The organism is Paucibacter sp. PLA-PC-4 (assembly GCF_026241155.1).
Lineage (GTDB): Bacteria > Pseudomonadota > Gammaproteobacteria > Burkholderiales > Burkholderiaceae_C > Roseateles_E.
In genome coordinates, this window is record NZ_JAPFGP010000001.1 from 544,533 (window position 1) to 568,790 (window position 24,258).

Below are 24,258 nucleotides of genomic sequence, written 5' to 3' on the forward strand. Positions count from 1 at the left end.
GACGTCAGCGCCCGGCGCCGGCACGCCAGCGGTCCAGTCGCGCCAGGCCCAGCCCGCTGCCCAGATAGGCCGGCACGATGGCGGAGGCAGCATGGGCTTGGATGCCCAGCGCGGCCAGTCCCGGCAACTGGCCGCCGGCCACATTGGGCACCAGCATCGATGCCAGGTTGTCGCGCGACATCAGTGGCACGCCGGGTAGCAGCTCCATCGCGACGGCCTGCAGCCAGGCCAGCGGCGCGGGTAGCGGCAGGATGGGGCGAGCCCGGCCAACACAGCGCCCGGCCAGCCGCACCAGCTCGGCCAAGCTGGCCACCTGTGGGCCGGCCAGCTCATAGGTCTGCCCCACCGTATCGCCGTCAACAACGCAGCGCACGATGGCCGCCGCCACGTCCTCGACCCAGACTGGCTGGAAGCGCGCCTGGGCACCGGCCAGCGGCATCAGCGGGAACAGGGTCTGCAGCCGCGCGAACAGGTTCAAGAAGTGGTCCTCGCGCCCGAAGATCACCGAGGGCCGCAGCAAGGTCAGATCCAGTCCCTGCATCTGCGCGGCGGTCTGCAGCGCGGCCTCGCCATGTGCCTTGGAGCGCAGATAGCGCGAGGGCGCCTGGTTGGACACGCCCAGCGCGCTGACATGGATCAGCCGGCGCACGCCGTTAGCCCTACAGGCCGCAGCCAGGCGCTGCGGCAGCTCCACATGCACATGCTGGAATGCTGCCTCGCTGCCTTGCAGGATGGCGATCAGATTGATCACCGTATCCTGCTGCGCCACCAGCGAGTGCAGCTGGGCTTCGTCGAACAGATCAGCCTGCAGCACCGTCAGTCCCGGCAGGGACTGCACCGCCTGGGCCGCGCGCAGGCGCCGGGTCGGCACGGTGATGCGGGCGGCGCCACCGAACTCGCGCACCAGTTGCTCGCAGACCGAGCGGCCGACAAAGCCGCTGCCGCCAAGGACCAGCACGCGAGGGTTGTCGGCGCTCATGGCAGGTCCTGATTGCTGGGCGCACCGCTGGCCGGGCCGATCAGCCGGCCCAGGCGCGAGCGCAGGTCGGGCGGCTCGGTGCCCAGCAGCGCGGCGTAGATCGTGGCGTTGGAGAGCACGCGCTTGACATAGTCTCGGGTCTCGTGGAACGGAATGTTCTCGGCCCAGATCGCAGCATCCAGCGGCGGCCCCTGGCGCCAGCGGCGCGGGCGCGAGGGGCCGGCGTTGTAAGCGGCGGCTGCCATCGCCATCGAGCCGCCGAAGTCATCCAGCACCAGCTTCAGATAGCGGGTGCCGATGCGCAGGTTGAAATCGCGGTCGGTCAGCAGTTCGGGCCGGTAGTCGATGCCGACCTTCTTGGCCGTCCAGCGTGCTGTGCCGGGCATCACCTGCATCAGGCCCGAGGCTCCGACATGGGAACGCGCATCGCTGACGAAGCGCGACTCCTGGCGGATCAGGCCATAGACGTAAGCCGGGTCCAGCCCGATCTCGCGGGCCTGCGCCAGCAGCTCGCTGCGGTAGGGCGTCGGAAAGCGCTGGGCCAGATCGATCTCGCTGCGGCTGCGCTCGCTGGTGTTGATGCAACGGTCCCAGACCTCGCGGTCGCAGGCAATCTGTGCGGCGGCGAGCAGCTCTCGGTCGCCCATGCCGCGCAGGCTGAAGTTCCACTCACGCACGCCTTCGCCGCGCAGCCCGGCCGCGATCAGCGCCAGCGCCCGGCTCAACCCTGGGTGGTTCATGGCCTGGGTCTTCTCGGCCGCGCTCAGCGCCAGCGGGGCGGGTGGCAACGCGGTTCGCTGACCTAGCTCTTCGGCCGCCAGCTTGCCGTAAAAGCTCAGCGGCGAGGCCAGGCCTTGCAGCAGGCGCTGGGCCTCGGCCTGCTTGGTGGCTGCGCTGCTCTGCTTGAGCGCGCGCGCCTTCCAGAATTGCCATGTCGGGTCCTGCTGCTCTGCAGCGCTCATCAGCTCGATGGCGCGCAGCAGCAGGGCCGGGCGGCCCGCGCCGTCATCGGCGCGCAATGCCGCACGCGCGGCTCGCGCCAAGGTCTCGTCGCTCCACTCGGGCGCCTTCTTACCCTGCAGCTTCAGTGCCTTGTCGTAGTAGTCGGCCGCCTCGGGCTGCAGCTTAAAGGCGGCCGAGCGACCAATCTGGGCCCAGACCCAGGCCGCCAGATCATGCGGCAGCTGACGTTCCCAGCGCTTGTTCATGAACTCTGCCGTCACCTCGGCATCATTGGCGGCGCTGCGTATGAGCGCCAGTGTAGTCAGCTCGTCCTGCTGGCGGTTGTTCGCGGCGGCCTTGCGGGTCAGATAGCGGCCGGCATTGTCGAGCAAGGCCTTGACCTCTGCCTCGACCGGCTTGCCCAGCAGCCGGGCGGCGCCCTGCATCGCCTGCGGCCGGCCGGCCTCGGCAGACAGGCGCAGCTTGAGCCAGACATCCTCGGCGTCCAAGCGCTTGGCGTCATACAACGCACTGGCCATCAGCTGGCAGCCGTCGTCGGCATCGCGCTGCGCGAGCCAAGCCGATCGGGCCGACATGCGCACGTCGCGGCCGGCCAAGTGCTCGGTGAGGAGCGCATAGCAACTGACCTGGCGGTCGTCATTCATCTTGAAGCGCGGATAGTCCAGCGCAAAATTCGCCCAGTCGCGGCGCCGGCCCAACTCCAGCAGCCAGTCGTTGCGCAACCGGTCCTCGACATAGCTACCCGGCCAGCGGGCGTAGAACGCTTCCAAATCACTCTGCTGCAAGTCCTTGATCCGCAGGCCCAGCTCCCAGTAGTCGATCCAGGGCGCCAGCGCGTACTGGCGTTCTAGCGCGCTGGCCTTCAGCGCCGCCAGGCGCTGGCCATCCCTGGCACGCAAGGCCTCGCGGGCCTCGGTGATCAGCTCGGGTTTCACGGCCAGCGTCGTCTGTGCAAGACCTGCCCCTGCCGCCAAGCCCAGCGCTATCAGTGCGGCCAGGGCGCGGATGCGCCGCCTAGCTTCATATACTGCCAACAACATTCTTTCCTTCATTGGTGCTTCGGTGTCCCAGACTTCTACAGTACCCCATGAACGCGCCGCGCTGCGCACTCATTTGCAGGCCGTGCGTGTGCAATGGCTCGCTTGCACGCCCGGCCAAGCCGCTGCGGCCGCCTTGGCGCAGCGTCTGCGCGAGCTGCTGGAGCAGTTGGAGCCGCAATGCCTCGGCCTGTATTGGCCGCTCGACGGCGAATTTAACGCAGTGATTGATCTGCTGGCGCATGCCTTGCCGCAGCCCCCGACGCTGGCCCTGCCCTATGCCTACAAGGCCTCGCGCCGGATGGACTACCGGCGCTGGGACGGCAGCCCGCCGGCCTTGAAGGATGAATGTGACATCGCCAGCTGCGCCGGCGCGTTGGTGCAGCCCGATGTGGTGCTGGTGCCCTGTGTAGGTTTCACCCGCGAGGGCTACCGCTTGGGTTACGGCGGTGGCTATTTCGACCGCTGGCTGGCCGCCCACCCGGGCGTGACCAGCGTTGGCCTGGCCTGGAGCTGCGCCGAGGCGAGCTTCGCCGTCGAGCCGCATGACCAGGCGCTGACCCTGGTGCTGACCGAGCACGAGATCATCAGCCCCTGAACTATTCAGCCTCTCCGATATCGCGCCGCGACTGTGCGGCCTGCGCCAAGATCCAGTCGCTGAATTGCTGGACCTCGGGCCTGTGGCGGCCGTGGCGGGACAGCAGCAGCCAGTAGGCATAGGGGCTGTCGAGCCGGCCCTCGGGGCCGAAGGGCTCGATCAGGTCGCCGCGATGTAATTGCTCACTGACCAGGGCCAGTCGGGCCAGCGCCACAGCTTGTCCAGCCAGCGCCGCCTGCACCTGTTGATAGGTGAAGTTCAGATACATCCAGCGCCGCGGCTGCAGGCCGCCCTGGCCGTGCTCGCGCAGCCAGCGCCGCCAGCTCAGGTATTCGGCGCTGGGGCGCTGGTCGTCCTCCTCGGCCAGCGTGTAGCGGGCCAGGTCGGCCGCGCTGGCCAGCGGCGGCACCTCGCCCTGCGCGGCCTGACGTGCCAGCCAGGGGCTGATCACCGGAGTCAGGGTCTCGCCAAAGAGACGCTGCGCCTCGCTGCGGTCGGCGAGCTGGCCCGGCGAGGCATACCGCAGCGCGATGTCGACCTCGCTGTCGTCGAGCTCGACCACGGTGTCGTGGGCCGAGACGCGGATGTCGATGTCCGGATGCTCGCGCTGGAAGGCCTCCAGCCGCGGGATCAGCCAGAGCGAGGCAAAGGAGGCAAAGGTGGTCACGTTGACGACCTGGCGGCCGCGCGTCTGGCGGATCTGGCGCACGGTGGCGTCCAGCTTCTCCAGCACCGCGACGGCCGTGCTCTGCAGGGTGGCACCATCGGCGGTCAGCTCGACATGGCGGGTGCCGCGCAGGAACAGGGTGCAGCCGATCTCCTCTTCCAGCGTGCGGATCTGGCGGCTGATGGCTGACTGGGTCAGGTAGAGCTCCTCGGCGGCAGCGCGAAAGCTCAGCAATCGGGCTACCGCCTCGAAGGCGCGCAGCGGACCAATGGACAAAGGACGTTGGCGCAGCGGCTTACTCATGAGTAAATGGTATCAATCCCGCGCGCTCATCTCATTGGACGATGATCCGGGTAGTCCCTAGTATTCACCCATGCCAAGCAGCTGTTGCTGCCGCAGAGCCAGGGGAATCAATCATGAGCAAATTGCAATCCGCAGTCGCACAAGCCAAGTTCACGCAATCGGTCTGGTCGCTGCCGTCCGGCGAGGCCCTGAGCCTGGAGATCGGCCCCGGTGCGCGCGAGCTGAGCGTGGTCGAAGGTCGGGTCTGGCTGACCCAGGCCGGCAGCCTGCAGGACATCTGGCTGGAGCCAGGCCAGAGCGTGGCGCTGGCTTCGGGCAGCCAGATCGTGCTGGAAGCCTGGCCGAGCGCACAGTTTCAGCTGCTGGTGCCGCCCAGCGCCTGCCCGAGCCTGGCGCGTCGTGCCAAGCCGGCCACAGCCACCAGCAGCGCGGCCTGGCTGAAGCCGGCGGGCCTGGCGACCGCCTGAGCCTTGCGCTATCGATAAACCCGCTCACGCGGCGGGGCGGGGCTCCCGCACAATCGCGGCACCGCAGCACTTGGATGGAGCCCCGCGTGGATGTCAATGATCGAGCCGCCCTGCGCCGCAAGCTGATTCAGGACCGGCTGGACTTGCCGGACCGACTGGCGCTGGCCGAGGAGCTTCAACGCGTGCTGCGTGTCTGGCTGGTGCGCCGCCGCGAACGCACCATCGGCGCTTACTGGCCGATCAAGGGGGAGTTCGATCCGCTGCCGGCGCTCTACCGCTGGAGCGAGGCCGACCCACAGCGCCGGATCGGTTTGCCGGTTGTCGACAAGGAACACGGCACCCTGCGCTTTCATGTCTGGTATCCCGGCTGCCCGATGGAGGAGGATGCGTACGGCATTCCCAAGCCCAAGGACACCGAGGTCTTCGAGCCGCAGCTGATGATCGTTCCCTGCCTGGGCTACGGGCCCTGCGGCCTGCGCCTGGGCTACGGCGGCGGTTTTATGGACCGCACCCTGGCCGGCTTGACACCACGCCCGGCCACGGCGGGCGTGGGCTACGCCCATGGCTTCCTGCCGCTCTTGAAGGCCGAGCCGACCGATATGCCGGTCGACGCGATGCTGACCGAGGAGGGCGTGGTCTGGGATGTGAACGGCTGATCGACAGACAATCCGCAGATGAACGCCTATGCCCAACACCTGAGCCGGCTGCAAGCGCAGGCCGAGAGCGCCCTGGCTCGCAGCGGCTTCGACGCGCTGCTGATAGCCGCCGGCATCGAGAAGTATGCCTTCCTCGACGACCGGCCCTATCTGTTCCAGCCCAATCCGCATTTCAAGCACTGGCTGCCGCTCACCGCGCATCCGAACAGCTGGCTGTTGGTGCGTCCGGGTCACAAGCCGCGCCTGGTGTACTACCAGCCTGATGATTTCTGGCATGTGCCGCCAGCCGATCCCTGCGGCGAATGGCTGGCCCATGTCGAGCTGTGCGTGATTGGCCGGGCCGAAGACGCGCTGGCGCACCTGCATGTGCCGGGCCGGCTGGCCATCGTTGGCGAGGCCGATGCAGCGCTGGAGGGTCTGGTGCCCAATAACCCGGCGGCGCTGCTGAACATGCTGCACTGGCGGCGCGCGGTGAAGAGTGAGTACGAGCTGGTACAGATGCGTGCCGCCTCCCGCCGCGCAGTGCCAGCCCATCGGGCCGCCAAGGCCGCCTTCGAGGCTGGCGCCTCGGAGCTGGACATCCACCGCGCCTATTTGGCCGCCAGCGGCCATACCGATCGGGATCTGCCCTACAGCAATATCGTCGCGCTCAACGAGCATGGCGCGGTGCTGCATTACCAGTATCAAGACCCGACCCCGCCGACCCTGTCACGATCGCTGCTGATCGATGCCGGCGCCCAGGTCAATGGCTACGCCTCGGACATTACGCGCACCTGGAGCGGCCGCGACGAACGTTTCGATGCCTTGCTGGCGGCGATGGAGGCGGCCGAGCTGGCCCTGGTCGACGAGGTGCGCGCCGGCGTCGACTACCGCGACATCCATCTGAGCACACACCGCCGCATCGCCGCCATTTTGGTCGAGCAGGGCATCGTCAGAATGAGTGCCGAGGCCCTGGTCGAGCAGCGCGTCACCAGCACCTTCTTCCCGCACGGCATTGGCCATCTGCTGGGCCTGCAGGTGCACGACATCGGCGGCTTCATGGCCGACGACAGCGGCACGCTCGCGTCCAAGCCCGAGGGCCATCCCTATCTGCGCCTGACGCGCCGGCTCGAGCCGGGGATGGTGGTGACGATAGAGCCGGGGCTCTATTTCATCCCCACCTTGCTCAACAAGCTGCGCGCCACGCCGGCCGGCAGCGCGGTCAACTGGGGTCTGGTCGAGCATCTGGCCCGCTTTGGCGGCGTGCGCATCGAGGATGATGTGGTCTGCCGCAGCGACGGCGCGCCCGAGAACCTGACCCGGGATGCCTTCGCGGCTCTGGGGTGATGGCGGGTGGGAGCGCGGCGGGGGCGGCTGTAGGGGGCTGGTCTGAGCGATCGCGGCGTTCATCACCCGACTAAGGGCAGTCCAGCAGATTGCATCTGATCCGCTCCTTTTTGGTTGGTTTCTGAGCCAGGGTTACCGGCGCGAGTTTTGGCACGGTTTGGCCTGAAAGCGAAGTCCGGTCATGAGTCCGATCCGGTATGGGCGACCGGTGTTGTGGAGCTTCATCGGCCTTGGCGGCGGTGCATCGCACCGGGAGCTGGCCGAGGTGAAGCCGCTGACGCTGATCGGCATGGCCGTGCTGCTTGGCTGCGCATTTCGCGCTGACGATCTGGGAGCTGGCCCACTTTGCAGTCTGCGCATTGGCACACTGAGCGGCCATGAGGCGCCTTCTTCCTGCCGGTCTTGTACTGATGTAGATCGGATGATGCTATCTCGATAGTCAGTGACGAGTCATCGCCTGGAAATACGCAAGAAAACGCAGTGACCCCCTGTAGTCCTCGTGACGTTCAAGGTTCTTGTGTTCGGCACGGGAATCTTTTTTCGCCATCAAGTGGCACTACCAGCAGGGGAAGAAGAAACAGCCGAACCAGCGGACCGTGCGCGCCAAGGTCCGTGAGTTGATGCATCTTCAATGCTCGGGGTAGGGGAGAATCACGGCCTGGACTGCCTCCGATGGGCGAGACAGCCTCTCCCTATCTACGGCTGGTACCGTCAGCCCGCTCATGACCGAAGCTCAATACACGACCTTGCCGCAGTGGCCCAACGCATATCCTGCCAGCGGCGCCAGCGCCACGCTGAAACTCCTCAACGAGGATTTCATCGTGACCGAACTGCCGCTGCAGCTGCCCTGCGGTGAGGGTGAACACATCTGGCTGGACATCGAAAAGAACGGTGCCAACACCGCCTTCGTCGCCCAGCAGCTGGCCGAGGCCGCCGGCGTGCAGGAATGGGACGTGGGCTATGCCGGCCTCAAGGACCGCTACGCCATCACCCGTCAGTGGTTCAGCATCTATCTGCCGAACGGCAAGAAGAAAGGCGAGACGCCCGACCTGACTTTGCTTCAGCACCCGGAGTACAGGGTTCTGTGTCAGCGCCGCCACGTCAAAAAGTTGCGTCCCGGTGATCTGCAGGGCAACCGATTTCGCATCGTGCTGCGTGACGTGAGCGGCGACCTTGACGCCATTGAGGCCAATCTGAAGGCCGTTGCGACACAGGGGGCGCCCAACTACTTCGGCGCTCAGCGTTTCGGCTTTGAGGGCGGCAACGTTGAGCAGGGTCGGGCCATGCTCGCGCGCGAAATTCGCGTGCGCAACCCGAAGAAAAAGGGCATCTACCTGTCGGCGGTGCGCTCCTTCGTGTTCAATGAAGTGCTGGCGCTGCGGATTCGGCAGGGACTCTGGGGCAAGACGCTGTCCGGTGATGTGATGGACGAGGCGGGCCGGCCCACCGGGCCGCTCTGGGGACGGGGCCGCGTGATCACCACCGATCAAGCGCAGAGCCTGGAAAACGGGGTGGCTGAGCGTCACGCGACCCTGTGCGACGGCATGGAACACGCCGGTCTGGATCAGGAGCGCCGCGCACTGGTGGCGAGCCCGGTGGATATGTCGTGGGAATGGCCGCAAGCCGATCAACTGGTGCTTACCTTCTCTTTGCGCGCGGGGAATTACGCCACTTCCGTACTGAGAGAAATCCTGCTCACCACGGAGCCTGACCGGTTCACTGAGAACGAGTCTGCGGCTGTTGAATGAGGACGTCCTCACCTCTGGTTGAAGGTTGCAGACCTCGTTTCTCGCTTTGCTGGCTCGCCGTTTCCCGTCCGACTGCTGCCCCGTCGTTGCGTGTACACACCTGATTCGGCAGGTCTTCGGCGACCGATCACTAGAAGCGGTTCACTTCATTGGTTGCGCAGCTCCTCGATCAGCCCGTCGCAGGCCGCTTCCACCAGATCCAGCACGGCCTCGAACCCCGCGTCGCCGCCGTAGTAGGGATCGGGCACATGAGGGCTGTCGGCGTGCGGGGCGTAGTCCATCAGCAGCCTCAGCCGATGCCGCTGCGCCAGCGGGCACAGGCGCTCAGCGAGGGCAAGGTTGTCGCTGTCCATCGCCAGCACGAGACCGAAGTGCTCGAAGTCTGCCGCGACGAGTTGGCGGGCACGCAGCGCGCTCAGCTCATAGCCGCGCCGTGCCGCATGCAGCTGGCTGCGCGGGTCGGGCGGCGCGCCGATGTGATAGCCATGGGTGCCTGCGGAGTCCACCTTGATGTCCAGTCCTGCGGCCGCTAGCTTGGCGCGCATGACGCCCTCGGCGGTGGGGCTGCGGCAGATGTTACCCATGCAGAAGAAGAGGATGCGGTGAACGGACATCGGCAAGCCCCGAGGGGTGAAGTCGTAGGTCGCCGATTGTCCTGTGCTCACCCGTGCGGGCGAGCTCGACCGTTCCCCGTCAGGGCGGGCGGGCTTAGAAGCGCCAGCCCAGGCCCACGCCGACCAGCAAAGGGTCGACCTTGAACTTGCCGGCCGACTGGCCCTTCGAGTAGACGGTGGTGTCGATCTGCACCTTCTTGATGTCGACATTCAGAAAGAGATTCTTAGCCACCTCGATGTCGGCCCCGACTTGCAGCGACAGACCGTAGCTGTTCTTCTTGATGCTGGGGGCCAGCGCGGCGACCACGGCCGGCGCGAAATTGACGCTGGAGAAGCGGGTGTAGTTCAGGCCGGCGCCGACATAGGGGCGGAAGGTAGCAGTGGGTGCGAAGTGGTACTGCAGGCTCAAGGTCGGCGGCAGATGCTTCAACGAGCCAATCTTTGCGCCGCCTGCTTTCAGGTCGTGCTTTTGCGGATAGGTCAGGACCAGCTCGGCCGCGATGTTCGGTGTGAAAAAATAACTGATGTCGACTTCAGGGATGGTCTTGTTGTTGATCGCCAGGCCCAGGCCGGTGCTGTCTTTGTTGGCCGAATCGAGGTGCACGGCACGCACGCGCACCAGCCAGGGCTCTTGCACGGCCTGGGCCTGTGCGGTACCGGCCAGGCTGAGAGCGGCGAGGGTGGCGAGGACGAACTTCTTGGACGACATTGCAGTAGCTCCTTGTTGATGGGACCTGCGTGGTCCCGATGAAGCTATTGGAGCGGTGCGGCACAGCTAGCCACTTGATCTGACGCAAGCGAAAAAAAGCCCTCGCGATGAGGGCTGGTGGAGTTTGCGCTGGCTCAATCTTGTCAGCCGAGTCTGAGGCGTTTGCACAACTCCAGGGTCAGCGCCGACTGGTTCAGCGTATAAAAGTGGATCGCCGGCACGCCGCCTGCGATCAGGCGCTCGCAGACGCGCGACATCACATCCAGCCCGAAGGCGCGGATCGAGGCTGCGTCGTCCATATAGCCTTCCATCTTCAGTGCCACCCAGCGCGGGATCTCGATGCCGTCGCGCTGGGCGAACTGGGCGATGCGCGCGTAGTTGTGGAAGGGCATGATGCCTGGGATGATGGGTGCGTCCACCCCCAGGGCCCGCACCTCGTCCACGAAATTGAAGTAGGCGTCGGGGTTGAAGAAGAACTGCGTGATCGCGGCGCTGGCGCCGGCGCGCATCTTGTCGGCGAAGTGCTGCAGGTCGCGCGCTGCATAGCGCTGCTGCGGGTGGTACTCGGGATAGGCCGCGACCTCGATCTTCCAGTCAGGTCCCTGAGTCTCGCGAATGAAACGCACCAGCTCGGCCGCATAGCGGAACTCGCCAGCCGTGGCCGTGCCGCTGGGCAGGTCGCCGCGCAGCGCGACCACGCGGCGGATGTTCTGCGTCCGGTAGGTAGCCAGGATCTCGGCAATGTTCTCGCGCGTCGAGCCGACGCAGCTCAGATGCGGCGCGGCCTCATGGCCCATTGCCGCGATGTCCATCACGGTGGCCAGGGTCTTGTCGCGCGTCGAGCCGCCGGCGCCGTAGGTGACGCTGAAGTACTGCGGCTGCAGGACGCTCAAGTCCTGTACCACGGTCTTGAGCTTCTCGGCGCCCACCGGCGTGTTGGGCGGGAAGAATTCGAAACTGACAGCGGTCGTCATGGTTGTTGTGCCCACAAGAAGAACTCTTTATTGCCATCACCCCCGGTGATGGCGCTCTCGAAATAGCCGTGCACTTGCCAGCCCAGCGCCGCCGCAGCGTCACGTGCCCGGATCTCCAGCAGCGGGTACTGGGCCGCATCGCGCACCAAGCCGCCGCGGCCCAGGGCCTTCGATCCCAGCTCGAACTGCGGCTTGATCAGCAGCAAAACCTGGCCCCCCGGCGCCAGCCAGGGCGCCAGGCGCGGCAGCTCGCCCAGCATCGAGATGAAGCTCAGGTCGCCAACGATCAGTGAAAAGCGCTGCTCCGGCTGGTACTGCCGCACATGCATGCCCTCGACGGCCTGCACCCGGGGGTCACCCGCCAGGCCGGCATGCAGCTGGCCATGGCCGACATCGATGCCGACCACCCGCGCTGCGCCGCTTTTGAGCAGACAGTCGGTGAAGCCGCCGGTGCTTTGGCCGATGTCCAGCACGGTCAGCCCGGTGAGCGCTAGCCCACTGGCCTTCAGCGCGCCTTCGAGCTTGAGCCCGCCGCGCGAGACGTAGCGCAGCTCCGCGTCATCGGTGATGCGGAACTGCGCCGTCTCGGGGATGTCCTCGCCAGCCTTGCGGATGGCGACCCAGCCCTTGACGGAAGCCCACTCGGCCGCACCATTGTCGATCAGCCGCTGAGCGGCCGAGCGCGTCGGTGCCAGGCCTTGGGCAACCAGCAACTGATCGGCGCGCATCGGCCTTTCAGTAGCGGTAAGTGTTGGACTTGAACGGACCTACCTTGGGCACGCCGATATACGCCGCTTGTTCATCGCTGAGCTCACTGAGCTGCGCATTGAGCGTGACCAGTTGCAGGCGGGCGACCTTCTCATCCAGGTGCTTGGGCAGCACATAGACCTTGCCGATGTCGTAGGCGTCCCTGTGGGCGAACAGCTCGATCTGAGCGATCGTCTGGTTGGCGAACGAGGAGCTCATCACGTAACTCGGGTGGCCCGTGCCGCAGCCCAGGTTAACCAGGCGGCCCTTGGCCAGCAGGATGATGCGACGGCCCGATGGGAAGATCACATGATCGACCTGCGGCTTGATCTCGTCCCACTCGCAGGCTTCCAGCGAGGCGACGTCGATCTCGTTGTCGAAGTGGCCGATATTGCAGACGATGGCGTTGTTCTTCATCGCCGCCATGTGCTCGTAGCGGATCACATTCTTGTTGCCGGTGGCGCTGACGAAGATGTCGGCCTTGTCGGCCGCGTACTCCATCGTCACGACGCGATAGCCCTCCATCGCCGCCTGCAGCGCGCAGATCGGGTCGATCTCGGTGACCCAGACCTGGGCCGATAGCGCGCGCAGCGCCTGAGCCGAACCCTTGCCCACATCGCCGTAGCCGGCAACGACGGCGATCTTGCCGGCTACCATCACATCGGTGGCGCGCTTGATCGCGTCGACCAGTGATTCACGGCAGCCGTAGAGATTGTCGAACTTGCTCTTGGTGACCGAGTCGTTGACATTGATCGCGCGGAACAGCAGGCCGCCCTTGGCCGCCATCTCGTTGAGTCGCAGCACGCCGGTGGTGGTCTCCTCGGTCACGCCGATGATCTCGGCGCTCTTGCGTGTGTACCAAGTGGGGTCCTGGGCGATCTTGGCCTTGATCGCGGCGAACAGGATGCGCTCCTCCTCGCTGCCCGGCTTGGCCAGTACCGACAGATCCTTCTCGGCCCTCTGGCCCAGATGCATCAGCAGTGTCGCGTCGCCGCCGTCGTCCAGGATCATGTTCGGGCCTTCACCCGGCTGGCCTTTGCCAGCGAACTCGAAGATGCGGTGGGTGTAGTCCCAGTAGTCTTCCAGCGTCTCGCCCTTGTAGGCGAACACCGGCGTGCCCGCGGCGACCAGCGCGGCTGCGGCATGGTCCTGGGTCGAAAAGATATTGCAGGAGGCCCAACGCACCTCAGCGCCGAGCGCCTGCAAGGTTTCGACCAGCACGCCGGTTTGGATGGTCATGTGCAGCGAGCCGGTAATGCGCGCACCCTTAAGCGGCTGGCTGGCGGCGTATTCCTTGCGGATGGCCATCAGCGCGGGCATCTCACTCTCAGCGATGCTCAGTTCCTTGCGGCCCCAGGCGGCCAGGCTCAGGTCGGCGATATGGTATTGGTCAGCGGACAGCGTCGTCATTGCAAAAGCTCCTTCATGTTTGAAGCCGCAATGCCGGTGGGACGTCAGAGTAAGAAACGGTCACCCACGCGATGCATTGCGGGTGAGCGCGGTTGCAGTGACCTAAGGATGAACTCAGGACGATCCGAGCCTGGCCCCAATAGGTGCTGGGGTTGCAACGCTCCTCGGAAGGTTTGAATTCTAGCCGCAACCCGCACAGCTCTGGCGTGGAATAGCGCCGGTATTGACGACAATCCCAGCCCATGCAGCCTTTGAATCTCTGCCCCCCGTCGGCCTTGCGCGCCGTGCGTGGGGTGCTCACCGACATTGACGACACCCTGACCGCCGACGGGGCGATTGCACCCGAGGCCTTGCGAGCATTGCACGAGCTACGCGACGCGGGCCTGCCGGTCATTGCGATCACCGGCCGCCCGGCCGGCTGGAGCGAGCCCTTCGCGCTGGCTTGGCCCCTTGCCGCCATCGTGGCGGAGAACGGCTCGGTGATGCTGCGCAATGAAGGCGGCGTGCTGCGCCGGGATTTCAGCCAGGACGAGGCCACGCGCGCCACCAACTTCACCCGGTTGCGGGCCTGCGCGGCCGACGTGCTGGCGCGCGTGCCGGGCACCCGCCTGGCAACCGACAGCCCGGGGCGGCTGACCGACATCGCGATCGACCACAGCGAGTTCGCCCATTTGGCTGCGGCCCAGATCGCGCAGGTCTGCACGGTGATGCGCGAGCATGGGCTGACCGCCACCGTCAGCTCCATTCACATCAACGGCTGGATCGGCGAACACAGCAAATGGACCGCCGCGCAATGGGCGGTACCGACCGCGCTGGGCCTGGACTTCGACGCGCGCGACTGGGCCTATGTCGGCGACTCGACCAATGACCAACTGATGTTCGAGCGCGTGCCGCTGTCAGTGGGCGTGGCGAATATCGCGCGCTTCGTTCCGCAGTTGCTACGGCTGCCGGTCTATGTGACGGACGGTGAGCGCGGCCAGGGCTTCGCTGAGTTCGCTCAGCGTCTGCTGTTGGCTCGGCAGGCTTGACCGCTCAGCGGGCCAGCCCGCCCCACGCCGTGTTGCCGCGCTGCTCCAGCGTGTCCATCTGCATCTCGAAGCTGAAGAAGCGGTTGCGCCCGCGTGACTTGGCGGCGTAAAGCGCGTCGTCGGCACGGCGCAGCAGGCCCTCCAAGGTCGTGCTCTCGTCGGGCGTGCAGGTGGTAATGCCGCCCGACAGGGTCACATAAGGCGCGACGGCCGAGCCCGGATGTGGCATCGCGGTCAGCGCCAAGGTGCGCAGCACCGCGCGCGCGAAGGTCATCGCGCCGGAGCGCGGCGTGCCAGGCAGTATCAGCCCGAACTCCTCGCCGCCATAGCGGGCCGCGCAGTCGCGCGGGCGCCGGCAGGTCTCCTGCAGCAGCGCGGCCATACGCTGCAGGCAGGCATCGCCCTCGACATGACCGAGCCGGTCGTTATAGCCCTTGAAGTGATCGATATCGCACAGCACCAGGGTCAGCGGCTGCTGGTCGCGCCGGGCGCAGAGGATTTCGTGCTGTAGCCGCATATCGAAAGCGCGGCGATTCGGCAGCCGGGTCAGCGCGTCCTCGTTGCTGAGCTTGGTCAACTGATCATTGGCCAGACGCAACTCGTCCGAGAGCTCGATCAGGCGCGTCTGCATGCGGCGCAGGCGCTGCATAGCGCGCAGTTTGGCCTGCAGCACCGTGGTGGACACCGGCTTGACCAGGTAGTCGTCGCCACCGGATTCGATGCCCTGCCAAAGATCCTGGTCCTGGTCTCGGCTGGACAAGAAGATGATCGGTGTCCAGCCACCGGCCTCGCTGGCGCGCAGCTGGCTGGCCACCCAATAGCCATCATGGCCGGGCATTTCCACATCGAGCAGTACCAGATCGGGCCGGCTGCTTAAGAACAGCGCCAGCGCGCTGTCGCCGGAATCTGCCTCCATCACCTGATGGCCCGCAGCGCTGAGCTGGGCCGTCAGGACCTTGCGCGTCGAGGCCTGGTCGTCGACCACAAGGATTTGCAGCGGAGGCAAAGAGGAGGGCAGCATGGGGCGCCGTACCAGGGGCGTCGAATTGACGCTCAGCAATTATGTTGCCCTCTGTTACAGGTGCCTCAAGGGTTTGTGCGTAGCTGGTTGTTGAAGAGCGTCAGCGCGGGGCTTCGCTAGCTTTAAGTGCCAGGCATTGGGAGTGAGCCTTCCAGCGTGGTTTTGCGCATTGGGTCTGGACGCAGCGGTAGAGCGCAAAGTCGCTGCGTTTGCCGCAGCTGCTGCGAGGTGTTTCGGCGGATCGGCGGGCTGCGGAGCTGCCTGGCTGGCTGGCGACGGCAGCCTGGGCCGGCGCTGACGCCGGCCCGGCTGCTGTGGGCTCCTCAGGTAACGGGTCGACTGGATTGTCGACATCGGCTTCGGCGGGTGCCGAGCGGGCCAGCAGTTCCTCGGCCCGGCGAAGGTCGGCCTCGATCCGCGCATGTCGGGCCGCTGTGGCGTCGCCTTCGGCCTTTGCATCGGTGCTGCGGGCCGCACTGCTGACCGCCGCGTCTGTGAACGGCGGTAGGCCGGCCGTCGGCGCTTCTATCCGTTTGACTTGCCAGAGACCAGCACCCAGGGCCACCAGCACCCCGAGCGCTGCCAGGGCCGCGACCTGCCGAGCCGGCGCCCGCCGCGCCTGGGGGACTGTGTCGCGGCCCTCTGGCCGCACCGGCGGCAAGGATTCGCGCGGGGGCGGCACGGTGTTCGCGCGTCGAAGCTGTGCCAGAAACTCCGGCGACAGGAAGGCGTCAGCATCGTCCGGCCGGGCGTTGGCAGGGGTCGTCGCCACCGTCTCCTTGACGGCCTGGCGCTCGGCCGGCGGACCGCCGAGCAGCCAGGCCCGGTATTGCGCGACGCCTGCGGGCCGATCGTGGGGCCGGCCCGAAGTGGCGGCGTCCAGCGTGTGCAGCAGCGGCAGGCTGTAGCGCTGACGCACATCGCTGGCGACGCAGCGCTCGATCAGTGCCGCCGTTACTTCCCGGGGTTCGCCGCTGCGGCGTGCCGGCAGCGACTGCGGCATTTCGCCGCTGATGCAAAACCTCACAACCTCGCTGAGCGCAAACAGATCGAAGGCCGGATTCTGCGGTGTGCCGGGCGGGGTGCCCTGCTGCTCGGGCGGCGCAAAGCCGGCCAGCGACTCGGTGTGCCTGCCCAGCTCCAGTGCCAGTGTGGCGGCGGCCCAGTCGGGCCCTAGTAGCAGCGGCCTGTCGTCGCCGAGCAGCAGGATGTTGCCGGGATGGATGCCGCCGTGGGTCCGGCCCGTGCGGTGGAAGGCATCGAGCGCGCCGAGCAAATCGTCGAGCAGGGCCAGCAAAGAGGCCTCGTCGGGCGGGCCCGGCATATCGCGGCGCAGATCAAGCAGGGTCTGGCCGCCGCGGTAGGGCATGGCTCGGTAGACCGTGCCGCGTGCCTGCCAAAGACGTATCACCTGGACCAGGGCCCCATGCTGGCAGCGCGCCAGCATGCGCGCTTCATCGACAAAGGCGGCCAGGCCACTTTGATACGCCGCCGCGTGAAGGTCCTCCACGCAGGCGACGAAGCCCGTGCCATCGCGTCGTGCCAGTGCGGCGGGGAAGTACTCCATCAGGACCACGGCCAGCCCCAGCTCCAGATCGGTCGCCAGATAGCTCAGTGACGAGCCGCTGGCAGCGATCAGGCCATGCAGTTCGTAGCCATCGAGGCGATGGCCGCTTGGCAGCACCTGGTCGGCGTTCGGCAGCGCCGAAGGGCGGGCGGCATCGGACAATGGGGCGGGCGAAGTCATGCTCGGGCGTTCGGTGGCGGGCTGGCACAGCTTAGCGAGAGCCGAGATTGAGCTTGTACGCAGTTGTTGCGAGCTGTGGCGGCGGTCGTAAAAAAGCCACCTTGCGGTGGCTTAGGTTGAGGGCCTCTGTGCCCTACAGGCCGGCAGCGGCGCGCAGCGCTGCTGCCTTGTCGGTGCGTTCCCAGGTGAACTCGGGCTCTTCGCGGCCGAAGTGGCCGTAGGCGGCTGTCTTGGAGTAGATCGGGCGCAGCAGGTCCAGCATCTGGATGATGCCCTTGGGCCGCAAGTCGAAATGCTCCTGCACCAGCGCGGCGATCTTCTCGTCGGAGATCACGCCGGTGCCCTCGGTATAGACCGTGACATTCATCGGGCGGGCGACACCGATCGCGTAGGCGACCTGGATCTGGCATTGGCGTGCCAGGCCGGCGGCGACGATGTTCTTGGCCACATAGCGGGCCGCGTAGGCGGCCGAGCGGTCGACCTTGCTCGGGTCTTTGCCGGAGAAGGCACCGCCGCCGTGCGGGCAGGCGCCGCCATAGGTGTCGACGATGATCTTGCGGCCGGTCAGTCCGCAATCGCCCTGCGGGCCACCGATGACAAAGCGACCGGTCGGGTTGATCAGGTACTTGGTGTCGGCCGTGATCCATTCCTTGGGCAGCACCGGCTTGATGATCTCCTCGCGCACCGCCTCATAGAACTCGGGCTTCATCTTGTCGCCAAGGCTCCACTCGGGGGCGTGCTGGGTCGACAGCACGACGGTGTCGATGCTGTGCGGCTTGCCGTCGACGTAGCGCATCGTCACCTGGCTCTTCGCGTCGGGACGCAGATAGGGCAGGCGGCCGTCCTTGCGCAGCTGGGCCTGGCGTTCGACCAGACGGTGGGCGTAGTAGATCGGCGCGGGCATCAGCTCGGGCGTCTCGTCGCAGGCATAGCCGAACATCAGGCCCTGGTCGCCGGCGCCGATGTTCAGATGATCGTCAGAGGCGTGGTCGACGCCCTGGGCGATGTCATTGCTCTGCTTGTCATAGGCCACCAGCACCGCGCAGCCCTTGTAGTCGATGCCGTACTCGGTGTTGTCGTAGCCGATGCGTTTGATCGTGTCGCGCGCCACCTGGATGTAGTCCACATGGGCATTGGTCGTGATCTCGCCGGCCAGCACCACCAGGCCGGTGTTGCACAGGGTCTCGGCTGCCACGCGGGAGCGCGGATCCTGCTCGAAGATGGCGTCAAGAATTGCGTCCGAGATCTGATCGGCCACCTTATCGGGATGTCCTTCGGAGACGGATTCCGAAGTAAAGAGAAAATCGCTGTTCGCCACTTGTATGCTCCTAGTCGTCAGTCGGTCGGCGTTGCCGTGCTGTCGGGAGACGCGGCGAACGCTTTAGCGGCATTTATTGAGCTTGACAGCCCGGCGGGTTCTCAATGGCTTGATAAACACCCGCATCGCCCCGCAAGTTGTCCAAATTAACTCGGCGATCAGTCGATTATAGAAACACAAATGTCCTTGTTGCTGCGTTTGCTCTCCCGCTGCCCCTTGTGGCTGCTGCATGGCCTGGGGGCTGCGGTGGGTTGGCTCAGCTGGGCGCTGTCGCCCAGCTATCGCTCCCGCTTCAAGGCCAATGTGCAAACGGCCGGTCTGCGCTGGGCCCAGGCGAGACCGGCTGTTGCGCACGCCGGCCGAATGATCGGCGAGCTGCCCTGGCTGTGGCTGCGGCCGCACAGCCAGGGCCTGGGTGCGCGGGTGCGGCTGGAGGGCAGCGAGCATGTCGAGGTGGCGCTGGCCCAGGGGCATGGGCTGATCCTGCTGACCCCGCATATGGGCTGTTTCGAGGTCACGGCCCAAACCTATGCCGAGGCCTTCGGCGCGCGAGCGCCGATTACCGTGCTGTTCCGCCCGGCACGCAAGGCCTGGATGCGCGAGCTGCTGGACGGCACGCGCGAGCGCCCGGGCCTGGCCACAGCACCGGCAAGTCTGGCTGGTGTGCGCCAGATGCTGCGGGCCTTGCGCCAAGGGCAGGCGGTGGGTCTCCTGCCCGATCAGGTGCCGCCCGAGGGCCTGGGCGTATGGGCTCCGTTCTTCGGCCGCCCGGCCTACACGATGACCTTGGCCGCCAAGCTGAGCCTGCAAAGCGGCGCGCCCATCCTGCTGATCTGGGGTGAACGCCTGAGCCGCGGGCGCGGCTATGTGGTGCGGATCAGTCCAGGGCCGAGCCTGCCGGCCGATTCCACGCCAGAATCCGCTGCCGCCATCATCAACAAGGCTATGGAAGACCTGATCCTGCTCGCGCCCCAGCAATATCTGTGGGGCTATCACCGCTACAAAAACCCGCGCGGCCTGGACCTGGGGCGGGACGCTTGATGCTGGGCCGTCTGTCCGCCCATCTCTTCATCGGGCTCTTGTGGCTTCTACATTTCTTGCCACTAGGCCTGCTGGCGGCGCTGGGCCGAGGCCTGGGCTGGCTGCTCTGGCATGCGGCTGGGTCGCGCCGCAAAGTGGCACTGCGCAATCTCGAGCTGTGCTTTCCCGAGCAGACGCCGGTTCAGCGCGAGCTTCTGGCGCGCGAGCACTTCGGCTGGCTGGGTCGCAGCTTTCTGGAGCGTGGACTGCTGTGGTTTGCGCCGGCCGAGCGCTTGCAGAAGCTAGTGCGCGTCAAGGGCAATATCAAGCTGGCCGAGCAGGGGGGCGCTCCCGTGATGTGGCTGCTGCCGCATTTCGTCGGCCTCGAATGGTCGGGCCCGGCCCTGATGCTCAACCAGACAAGCCCCGGCGTCGATATGTACCAGGCGCAGAGCAACCCGGTCTTCGATGCCCGCATGCTGGCCGGGCGCTCGCGCTTCGGCACCACCGCCTTCGTGCAGCGCAGCGAGGGCATACGCCCGGTGCTGCGCCTGATCCGCCAGGGCTATGCCTATCTGAATGCGCCAGACATGGACTTCGGCGAGCGCGAGTCGGCCTTTGTGCCCTTTTTCGGCGTGCCGGCCTCAACGCTGTTGGCGCCCTCACGGCTGGCTCGCAGCATGCAGATGCGGGTCCAGCCCATCGTCGTCACCATGCTGCCAGGCGGCCAGGGCTACGAAGTCGAGGCCGGCGAGCCCCTGGCCGGCTACCCCAGCGACGACCCCGAGGCCGATGCACTCAGGCTCAATCAATGGCTGGAGGCCCGCATCCGCGAGCGACCTGCCCAGTATCTGTGGGTGCACAAGCGCTTCAAGACCCGGCCCGAGGGCGAGCCGGGCCTGTACTGACGGTGATAATCGCGCCATGAAACTTCGCTTCACCAAGATGCAGGGGGCCGGCAACGACTTTGTCGTCATTGACGCTACCCAGGCGCCGCTCGCACTGAGCGAGGCGCAGCTGCGCGCGCTAGGTGACCGCCGTTTTGGCGTCGGCTGCGACCAGATTCTGGTGATCGAGCGCTCTGGCACGCCGGGTATCGACTTTCGCTACCGCATCTTTAACAACGATGGCGACGAGGTCGAGCATTGCGGCAATGGCGCGCGCTGCTTCGTTCGCTATGTGTCTGACAAAGGGCTCAGCGATAAGCGCAGCATCAAGGTTGAGACAGTCAATGCGGTGCTGGAGCTACGACTGCGCGATGACGGCCGGGTCACCGTGGACATGGGCGCGCCGGTGTTTGCGCTGCCGCAGGTGCCATTTGACGCGCAAGGCCTGACCCCAGAGATGGTCCATGGCTTCGAGCTCTGGTCGCTTGAGGGACTGGATAGTGAGGTGGCGGTGCTGTCGATGGGCAACCCCCATGCGGTGCAACGCGTCGCCAACGTCGAGACCGCGCCAGTGCTGAGTGTGGGTCCACAGGTCGAGCGGCATGCGCGCTTTCCGCGCCGGGTTAATGCCGGCTTCATGCAGGTGCTGGACCGCGGCCGCATCAAGCTGCGCGTGTTCGAACGCGGTGCCGGCGAGACCCTGGCCTGCGGCACCGGGGCCTGCGCAGCCGTGGTGGCCGGCATCCGACTTGGCTGGTTGGACGAGCGGGTGGACGTGCAAGCACTGGGCGGCCTGCTGACGATTGAGTGGGCCGGCCTGAGTCAGGGCCTGGCAGCGCCGGTCTTAATGACGGGCCCGGCACAAACCGTTTTTGATGGAGAGATCACGCTGTGAGCACCGAAGGTACCCAAGGCATCACCGAACAGGACATCGCCGACTTCCTGGCCAATACGCCCGGCTTTTTCGAGCGCCATGCCGAGCTGCTGGCGAGCGTGCAGCTGAGCCATCCGCTCGGCCAGCGCGCGGTGTCGCTGCAGGAGCGCCAGGCTGAGATGCTGCGCGAGAAGATCAAGGGTCTGGAGCACAAGATCATCGAGATGATCCGCAACGGCCAGGAAAATGTGTCGATCGCCGACCGCCTGCACCGCTGGACCCTGACGCTGATGCAGACGCGGGATGCCGCGGCGCTGCCGGCAGTTCTGCTGCAGGAGCTGCGCCACCAGTTCATGATTCCGCAGGCCGGGCTGCGGTTGTGGGGCGTTGATGCCGTGCATGCCGGGGCCGAGTTTGCCCAAGCGGTCAGCCAGGATGTGAAGAGCTTCGCGGCGAGCCTGAATCAGCCCTATTGCGGTGTCAACTCGGGCTTCGAGGCAGCGCGCTGGCTTGACCAGAGCCACGGTGTAACTTCGCTGGCCCTGATTCCGCTGTCACAGGGAGGGCAGGCCTTTGGCATGCTGGTCTTGGGCTCCCCCGACCCGACCCGCTACACGGCCGAGATGGGTACAGAGTTCCTGGCCCGCATCGGCGAGATCGCCAGTGCCGGCCTGGCGCGGCTGCTGCCGGCGGCGGCTGCTCCTGATGTCGGCGCCGCAGACTGAGGATTTGCTGCAGCGCTATCTGGCGCATGCCCGTGTGCAGCGCCGGCTGGCGCCGCGCACGCTGAGTCTTTATGAGGACTCGCTGCAGCGCCTGCAGGCGCTGGCCTTGCGCGATGGCGTGGAACTGCTGCGCCTGCAGACCGCGCAAGCACGGCGCTGGGTGGCACAACTGCATCGCGAGGGTCTGGGGCCGCGCACGCTGGGTTTGCTGCTGTCCGCCTGGCGTGGACTGTATCGCTGGCTGGGTGGGGAGCGGCTGGTGGCGCTCAATCCCATCGAGGGCCTGCGAGCGCCCAAGGCGGCCAAGCCCCTGCCCAAGGCCTTGTCGGCCGACGATGCGGTGCAACTGGCCGACCATGCCGACACCAGGGCCGACCCTGTGCTGGAGGCTCGTGACCGCTGCATTGTCGAGCTGCTCTACGGCTGTGGCCTGCGCGTGGCCGAGCTGGTGGGCCTGGATGCCCAGGCCAGCGGCACTGCGCGGGGCTGGGTCGATCTGGCCAGCGCCGAGGCTCAGGTGCTGGGCAAGGGCAGCAAGCGCCGCAGCGTGCCGCTGGGCCGCGCGGCGATCAGCGCCTTGCAGGCCTGGCTGGCGCTGCGCCCGCAGCGAGCGCGGGCCGGCGAGCCAGCCCTCTTGGTGGGCATGCGAGGCGGCCGTATCAACGAGGCCCAGGTGCGCGCGCTATTGAAGGCGCGCGCTTTAGCCGCCGGTATGTCGACCCATGTGCACCCGCATATGCTGCGCCACTCATTCGCCTCGCACCTGCTGCAGTCAAGCGGCGATCTGCGCGCGGTGCAGGAGCTGCTGGGCCATGCCCATATCACCACCACCCAGGTCTATACCAAGCTGGACTACCAGCACTTGGCCAAGGTCTACGACGCCGCGCATCCGCGCGCCAAGAAAAAGCAATGAAACCTCGTCACCTCTTGCCCTTGTTTGCGCTCCTGGTGCTCAGCGGCACCGTGCAGGCCCAGTCGCCGCTGCCGCGGCCGGGCTTTTTGCAGGCCCAGCCCGCCGCCTTCGAGGCCAATTGGACGCCGCTCAAAATGCCCACCGGCGAGCGCATCGCGCTGCTGGGTGCTAGCTATCTCGTCGCGATGAACGAGGACTGGGGCGTGGGTCCGAGCTTTTACGGGGCGGCCAAGGGCAATTTTGGCGGCATCTTCACGGTGGGTTTCACTGCCCAGCGGCGCTGGCGGCTGGGCTCCAGCACCCATGCGGCGGCGGGCCTCTATGCCGGCGCCGGCGGTGGCTTGAGTTCGGATCGGGTGCGCTTCGGAGGTGGCCTGATGCTCAGGCCCGAGCTGTCGCTGCGCACCGAGTTCGGCAACTGGTATAGCGGCCTGTCGTTGGCCCACACCGCATTCCCGAATGGCCGCGGCAATGTGCGCGGCACCTCGCTTGGCCTGGTGCTAGGTTATTCGGATGGTTTCTTCAGCTATGCGCCGGCCGACGCCGGGCGGCGTGTCCATAACGCGCGTCGCAGCGGGCTGGGTATTGATGAGGTCTCTCTCAGCGTGGGCTCCTACAAGCCGCGCGCCGGCGCCCGCACCCGCAGTGGTGCGCCGGCCCAGCGCATGGGCAAGGCCGGTGCGGTTCTGCGCCAGTATGTGACCGAAGGTGCCTGGTGGGGCTTGGAGGCGGCTGGAGCTGCGTCCGGCGGTGCCGATGGCTATATGGAGGTGCTGGCGACCATGGGCCAGGACTATGGTCTGGGCGGTCCGAATCTGCGCGCCGGCTGGCATGTGGCGACCGGCCTGGGCGGCGGTGGCGATGTTGATACCGGCAACGGCTGGCTGGTTAAGGGCGGTCCGACCCTGCGCTGGAAATCCCCCTGGGGACCGGCGCTGCACCTGGATGCCGGCGTGATGGGCTCCCTGACGGGCAGCTTCAAGTCCACCTATGTGCGCGCCTCGCTGGGTCTGCCTCTGGACAAGGCTACCGGGCTGTTCGGCCAGCCCAATGACGAGGGCGGCGTGGTACGCACGCAAAGCGTCTATGCCAGCCTGATGCACCTGCCCAAGGTCAGGTTTAAGGATGGACACGAGACCAGCGTCGGCCATCTTGCAATGTTAATCAGCCGCGATCTCGGCACCCATCTTTACGGCACGGCCCAGGCCGGCAGTGCGGCCTTCGGGCGCGCCGGGGCCTATTCCTTTGGCCTGTTCGGTCTGGGCTTGCAGGGTCGACCGCTGGCCGGTGGGCCGCGCGTGGGCGCAGAAGTGTTGGTTGGCGCCGCGGGCGGCGGAGGCGTCGCGGTGACAGGCGGCGCAGTGGCCCAGGCCGAGGCCTGGGCTGAGTGGCGCTTTGGCGAGGCCGAACGCGTGCGGTTGCGCACCGGTGTCGGCCAATGGCGTACCTTGCGTGGGCAGACGCAGTCCTCGCCCCTCGTCAATGTCTCGCTGGGCTACGCCTTCGGCGCACTCAGCCGATGAGCCG

Annotated in this window: 23 protein-coding genes and 1 riboswitch; of the genes, 12 read left to right on the forward strand and 11 right to left on the reverse strand. The window is 66.5% G+C overall.

The window, feature by feature from the left end; translation table 11 throughout:
- Nucleotides 1-4: 4 nt before the first annotated feature.
- Entirely contained in the window at nucleotides 5-979 is a 975-nt protein-coding gene (locus tag OOZ63_RS02745) for a complex I NDUFA9 subunit family protein (RefSeq protein ID WP_266003742.1), read from the reverse strand.
- A complete protein-coding gene (locus OOZ63_RS02750; RefSeq protein ID WP_266003743.1) occupies nucleotides 976-2,982 on the reverse strand; it encodes a lytic transglycosylase domain-containing protein in 2,007 nt (668 codons plus the stop codon). The genes OOZ63_RS02745 and OOZ63_RS02750 overlap by 4 nt, the downstream gene beginning before the upstream one ends.
- A 22-nt stretch (nucleotides 2,983-3,004) precedes the next feature.
- On the opposite strand from OOZ63_RS02750, the gene OOZ63_RS02755 reads away from it, so the two are divergent.
- Nucleotides 3,005-3,577 (forward strand): 5-formyltetrahydrofolate cyclo-ligase, encoded by a 573-nt coding sequence (locus OOZ63_RS02755; RefSeq protein WP_266003744.1) that lies wholly within the window; start codon nucleotides 3,005-3,007, stop codon nucleotides 3,575-3,577.
- Nucleotide 3,578: 1 nt separating this feature from the next.
- On the opposite strand, the gene OOZ63_RS02760 is transcribed toward OOZ63_RS02755, so the two are convergent.
- Nucleotides 3,579-4,547, reverse strand: coding sequence for a LysR substrate-binding domain-containing protein (locus OOZ63_RS02760; RefSeq protein WP_266003745.1), 969 nt, complete (start codon nucleotides 4,545-4,547; stop codon nucleotides 3,579-3,581).
- A 113-nt stretch (nucleotides 4,548-4,660) separates the two neighbouring features.
- Here OOZ63_RS02760 and OOZ63_RS02765 point away from each other — a divergent pair, with 113 nt between their 5' ends.
- The 4 genes from OOZ63_RS02765 to truD all read left to right on the forward strand — a co-directional run bounded on the left by OOZ63_RS02765 (nucleotide 4,661) and on the right by truD (nucleotide 8,744).
- Nucleotides 4,661-5,014: a DUF2917 domain-containing protein gene (locus OOZ63_RS02765; RefSeq protein ID WP_266003746.1), complete on the forward strand. Its 354-nt coding sequence runs from the start codon at nucleotides 4,661-4,663 to the stop codon at nucleotides 5,012-5,014.
- Between the two features lie 86 nt (nucleotides 5,015-5,100).
- A complete protein-coding gene (locus tag OOZ63_RS02770; protein WP_266003747.1) occupies nucleotides 5,101-5,670 on the forward strand; it encodes a 5-formyltetrahydrofolate cyclo-ligase in 570 nt (189 codons plus the stop codon).
- Between the two features lie 18 nt (nucleotides 5,671-5,688).
- A complete protein-coding gene (pepQ, locus tag OOZ63_RS02775; protein WP_266003748.1) occupies nucleotides 5,689-6,996 on the forward strand; it encodes a Xaa-Pro dipeptidase in 1,308 nt (435 codons plus the stop codon).
- A 722-nt stretch (nucleotides 6,997-7,718) separates the two neighbouring features.
- Nucleotides 7,719-8,744 (forward strand): tRNA pseudouridine(13) synthase TruD, encoded by a 1,026-nt coding sequence (gene truD, locus OOZ63_RS02780; protein WP_266003749.1) that lies wholly within the window; start codon nucleotides 7,719-7,721, stop codon nucleotides 8,742-8,744.
- Between the two features lie 146 nt (nucleotides 8,745-8,890).
- Here the strand turns inward: truD and OOZ63_RS02785 are convergent, their stop codons facing one another.
- The 5 genes from OOZ63_RS02785 to ahcY form a co-directional block, all read right to left on the reverse strand.
- Nucleotides 8,891-9,358: a low molecular weight protein-tyrosine-phosphatase gene (locus OOZ63_RS02785; RefSeq protein WP_266003750.1), complete on the reverse strand. Its 468-nt coding sequence runs from the start codon at nucleotides 9,356-9,358 to the stop codon at nucleotides 8,891-8,893.
- Nucleotides 9,359-9,452: 94 nt separating this feature from the next.
- Complete coding sequence (locus tag OOZ63_RS02790) at nucleotides 9,453-10,067, reverse strand: OmpW/AlkL family protein (RefSeq protein WP_266003751.1); 615 nt, start codon at nucleotides 10,065-10,067, stop codon at nucleotides 9,453-9,455.
- 143 nt (nucleotides 10,068-10,210) lie between these two features.
- On the reverse strand, nucleotides 10,211-11,041 hold the full coding sequence (gene metF / locus OOZ63_RS02795; RefSeq protein ID WP_266003752.1) for a methylenetetrahydrofolate reductase [NAD(P)H]: 831 nt from the start codon (nucleotides 11,039-11,041) through the stop codon (nucleotides 10,211-10,213).
- A complete protein-coding gene (locus OOZ63_RS02800) occupies nucleotides 11,038-11,769 on the reverse strand; it encodes a TlyA family RNA methyltransferase (protein WP_266003753.1) in 732 nt (243 codons plus the stop codon). The genes metF and OOZ63_RS02800 overlap by 4 nt, the downstream gene beginning before the upstream one ends.
- A 7-nt stretch (nucleotides 11,770-11,776) precedes the next feature.
- Nucleotides 11,777-13,198, reverse strand: coding sequence for an adenosylhomocysteinase (gene ahcY / locus OOZ63_RS02805; protein ID WP_266003754.1), 1,422 nt, complete (start codon nucleotides 13,196-13,198; stop codon nucleotides 11,777-11,779).
- 77 nt (nucleotides 13,199-13,275) lie between these two features.
- Nucleotides 13,276-13,370: riboswitch (S-adenosyl-L-homocysteine riboswitch) on the reverse strand.
- A 70-nt stretch (nucleotides 13,371-13,440) separates the two neighbouring features.
- On the opposite strand from ahcY, the gene OOZ63_RS02810 reads away from it, so the two are divergent.
- Nucleotides 13,441-14,226, forward strand: a complete 786-nt coding sequence (locus tag OOZ63_RS02810) for an HAD family hydrolase (RefSeq protein ID WP_266003755.1) — start codon at nucleotides 13,441-13,443, stop codon at nucleotides 14,224-14,226.
- A gap of 4 nt (nucleotides 14,227-14,230) precedes the next feature.
- Here the strand turns inward: OOZ63_RS02810 and OOZ63_RS02815 are convergent, their stop codons facing one another.
- The 3 genes from OOZ63_RS02815 to metK form a co-directional block, all read right to left on the reverse strand.
- Nucleotides 14,231-15,247, reverse strand: a complete 1,017-nt coding sequence (locus tag OOZ63_RS02815) for a diguanylate cyclase domain-containing protein (protein ID WP_266003756.1) — start codon at nucleotides 15,245-15,247, stop codon at nucleotides 14,231-14,233.
- A gap of 100 nt (nucleotides 15,248-15,347) precedes the next feature.
- On the reverse strand, nucleotides 15,348-16,994 hold the full coding sequence (locus tag OOZ63_RS02820) for a hypothetical protein (RefSeq protein WP_266003757.1): 1,647 nt from the start codon (nucleotides 16,992-16,994) through the stop codon (nucleotides 15,348-15,350).
- A gap of 133 nt (nucleotides 16,995-17,127) precedes the next feature.
- Nucleotides 17,128-18,312 (reverse strand): methionine adenosyltransferase, encoded by a 1,185-nt coding sequence (gene metK / locus OOZ63_RS02825; RefSeq protein WP_266003758.1) that lies wholly within the window; start codon nucleotides 18,310-18,312, stop codon nucleotides 17,128-17,130.
- A 180-nt stretch (nucleotides 18,313-18,492) separates the two neighbouring features.
- Between metK and OOZ63_RS02830 the strand changes: the two genes are divergently transcribed.
- Genes OOZ63_RS02830 through OOZ63_RS02855 form a run of 6 tightly spaced genes read left to right on the forward strand, consistent with a single transcriptional unit; the run spans nucleotide 18,493 to nucleotide 24,254 of the window.
- Complete coding sequence (locus OOZ63_RS02830) at nucleotides 18,493-19,353, forward strand: lysophospholipid acyltransferase family protein (RefSeq protein WP_266003759.1); 861 nt, start codon at nucleotides 18,493-18,495, stop codon at nucleotides 19,351-19,353.
- Entirely contained in the window at nucleotides 19,353-20,240 is an 888-nt protein-coding gene (locus OOZ63_RS02835; protein ID WP_266003760.1) for a lipid A biosynthesis acyltransferase, read from the forward strand. The genes OOZ63_RS02830 and OOZ63_RS02835 overlap by 1 nt, the downstream gene beginning before the upstream one ends.
- 16 nt (nucleotides 20,241-20,256) lie before the next feature.
- A complete protein-coding gene (dapF, locus tag OOZ63_RS02840; protein ID WP_266003761.1) occupies nucleotides 20,257-21,114 on the forward strand; it encodes a diaminopimelate epimerase in 858 nt (285 codons plus the stop codon).
- Complete coding sequence (locus OOZ63_RS02845) at nucleotides 21,111-21,818, forward strand: DUF484 family protein (RefSeq protein ID WP_266003762.1); 708 nt, start codon at nucleotides 21,111-21,113, stop codon at nucleotides 21,816-21,818. Before dapF ends, OOZ63_RS02845 begins: the two co-directional genes overlap by 4 nt.
- Nucleotides 21,799-22,731 carry a tyrosine recombinase XerC gene (locus tag OOZ63_RS02850; RefSeq protein ID WP_266003763.1) on the forward strand — a complete coding sequence of 311 codons (933 nt, stop codon included), beginning with the start codon at nucleotides 21,799-21,801 and terminating at the stop codon, nucleotides 22,729-22,731. The genes OOZ63_RS02845 and OOZ63_RS02850 overlap by 20 nt, the downstream gene beginning before the upstream one ends.
- Nucleotides 22,728-24,254, forward strand: a complete 1,527-nt coding sequence (locus OOZ63_RS02855) for a hypothetical protein (protein WP_266003764.1) — start codon at nucleotides 22,728-22,730, stop codon at nucleotides 24,252-24,254. Before OOZ63_RS02850 ends, OOZ63_RS02855 begins: the two co-directional genes overlap by 4 nt.
- The last annotated feature ends 4 nt before the right edge of the window (nucleotides 24,255-24,258 follow it).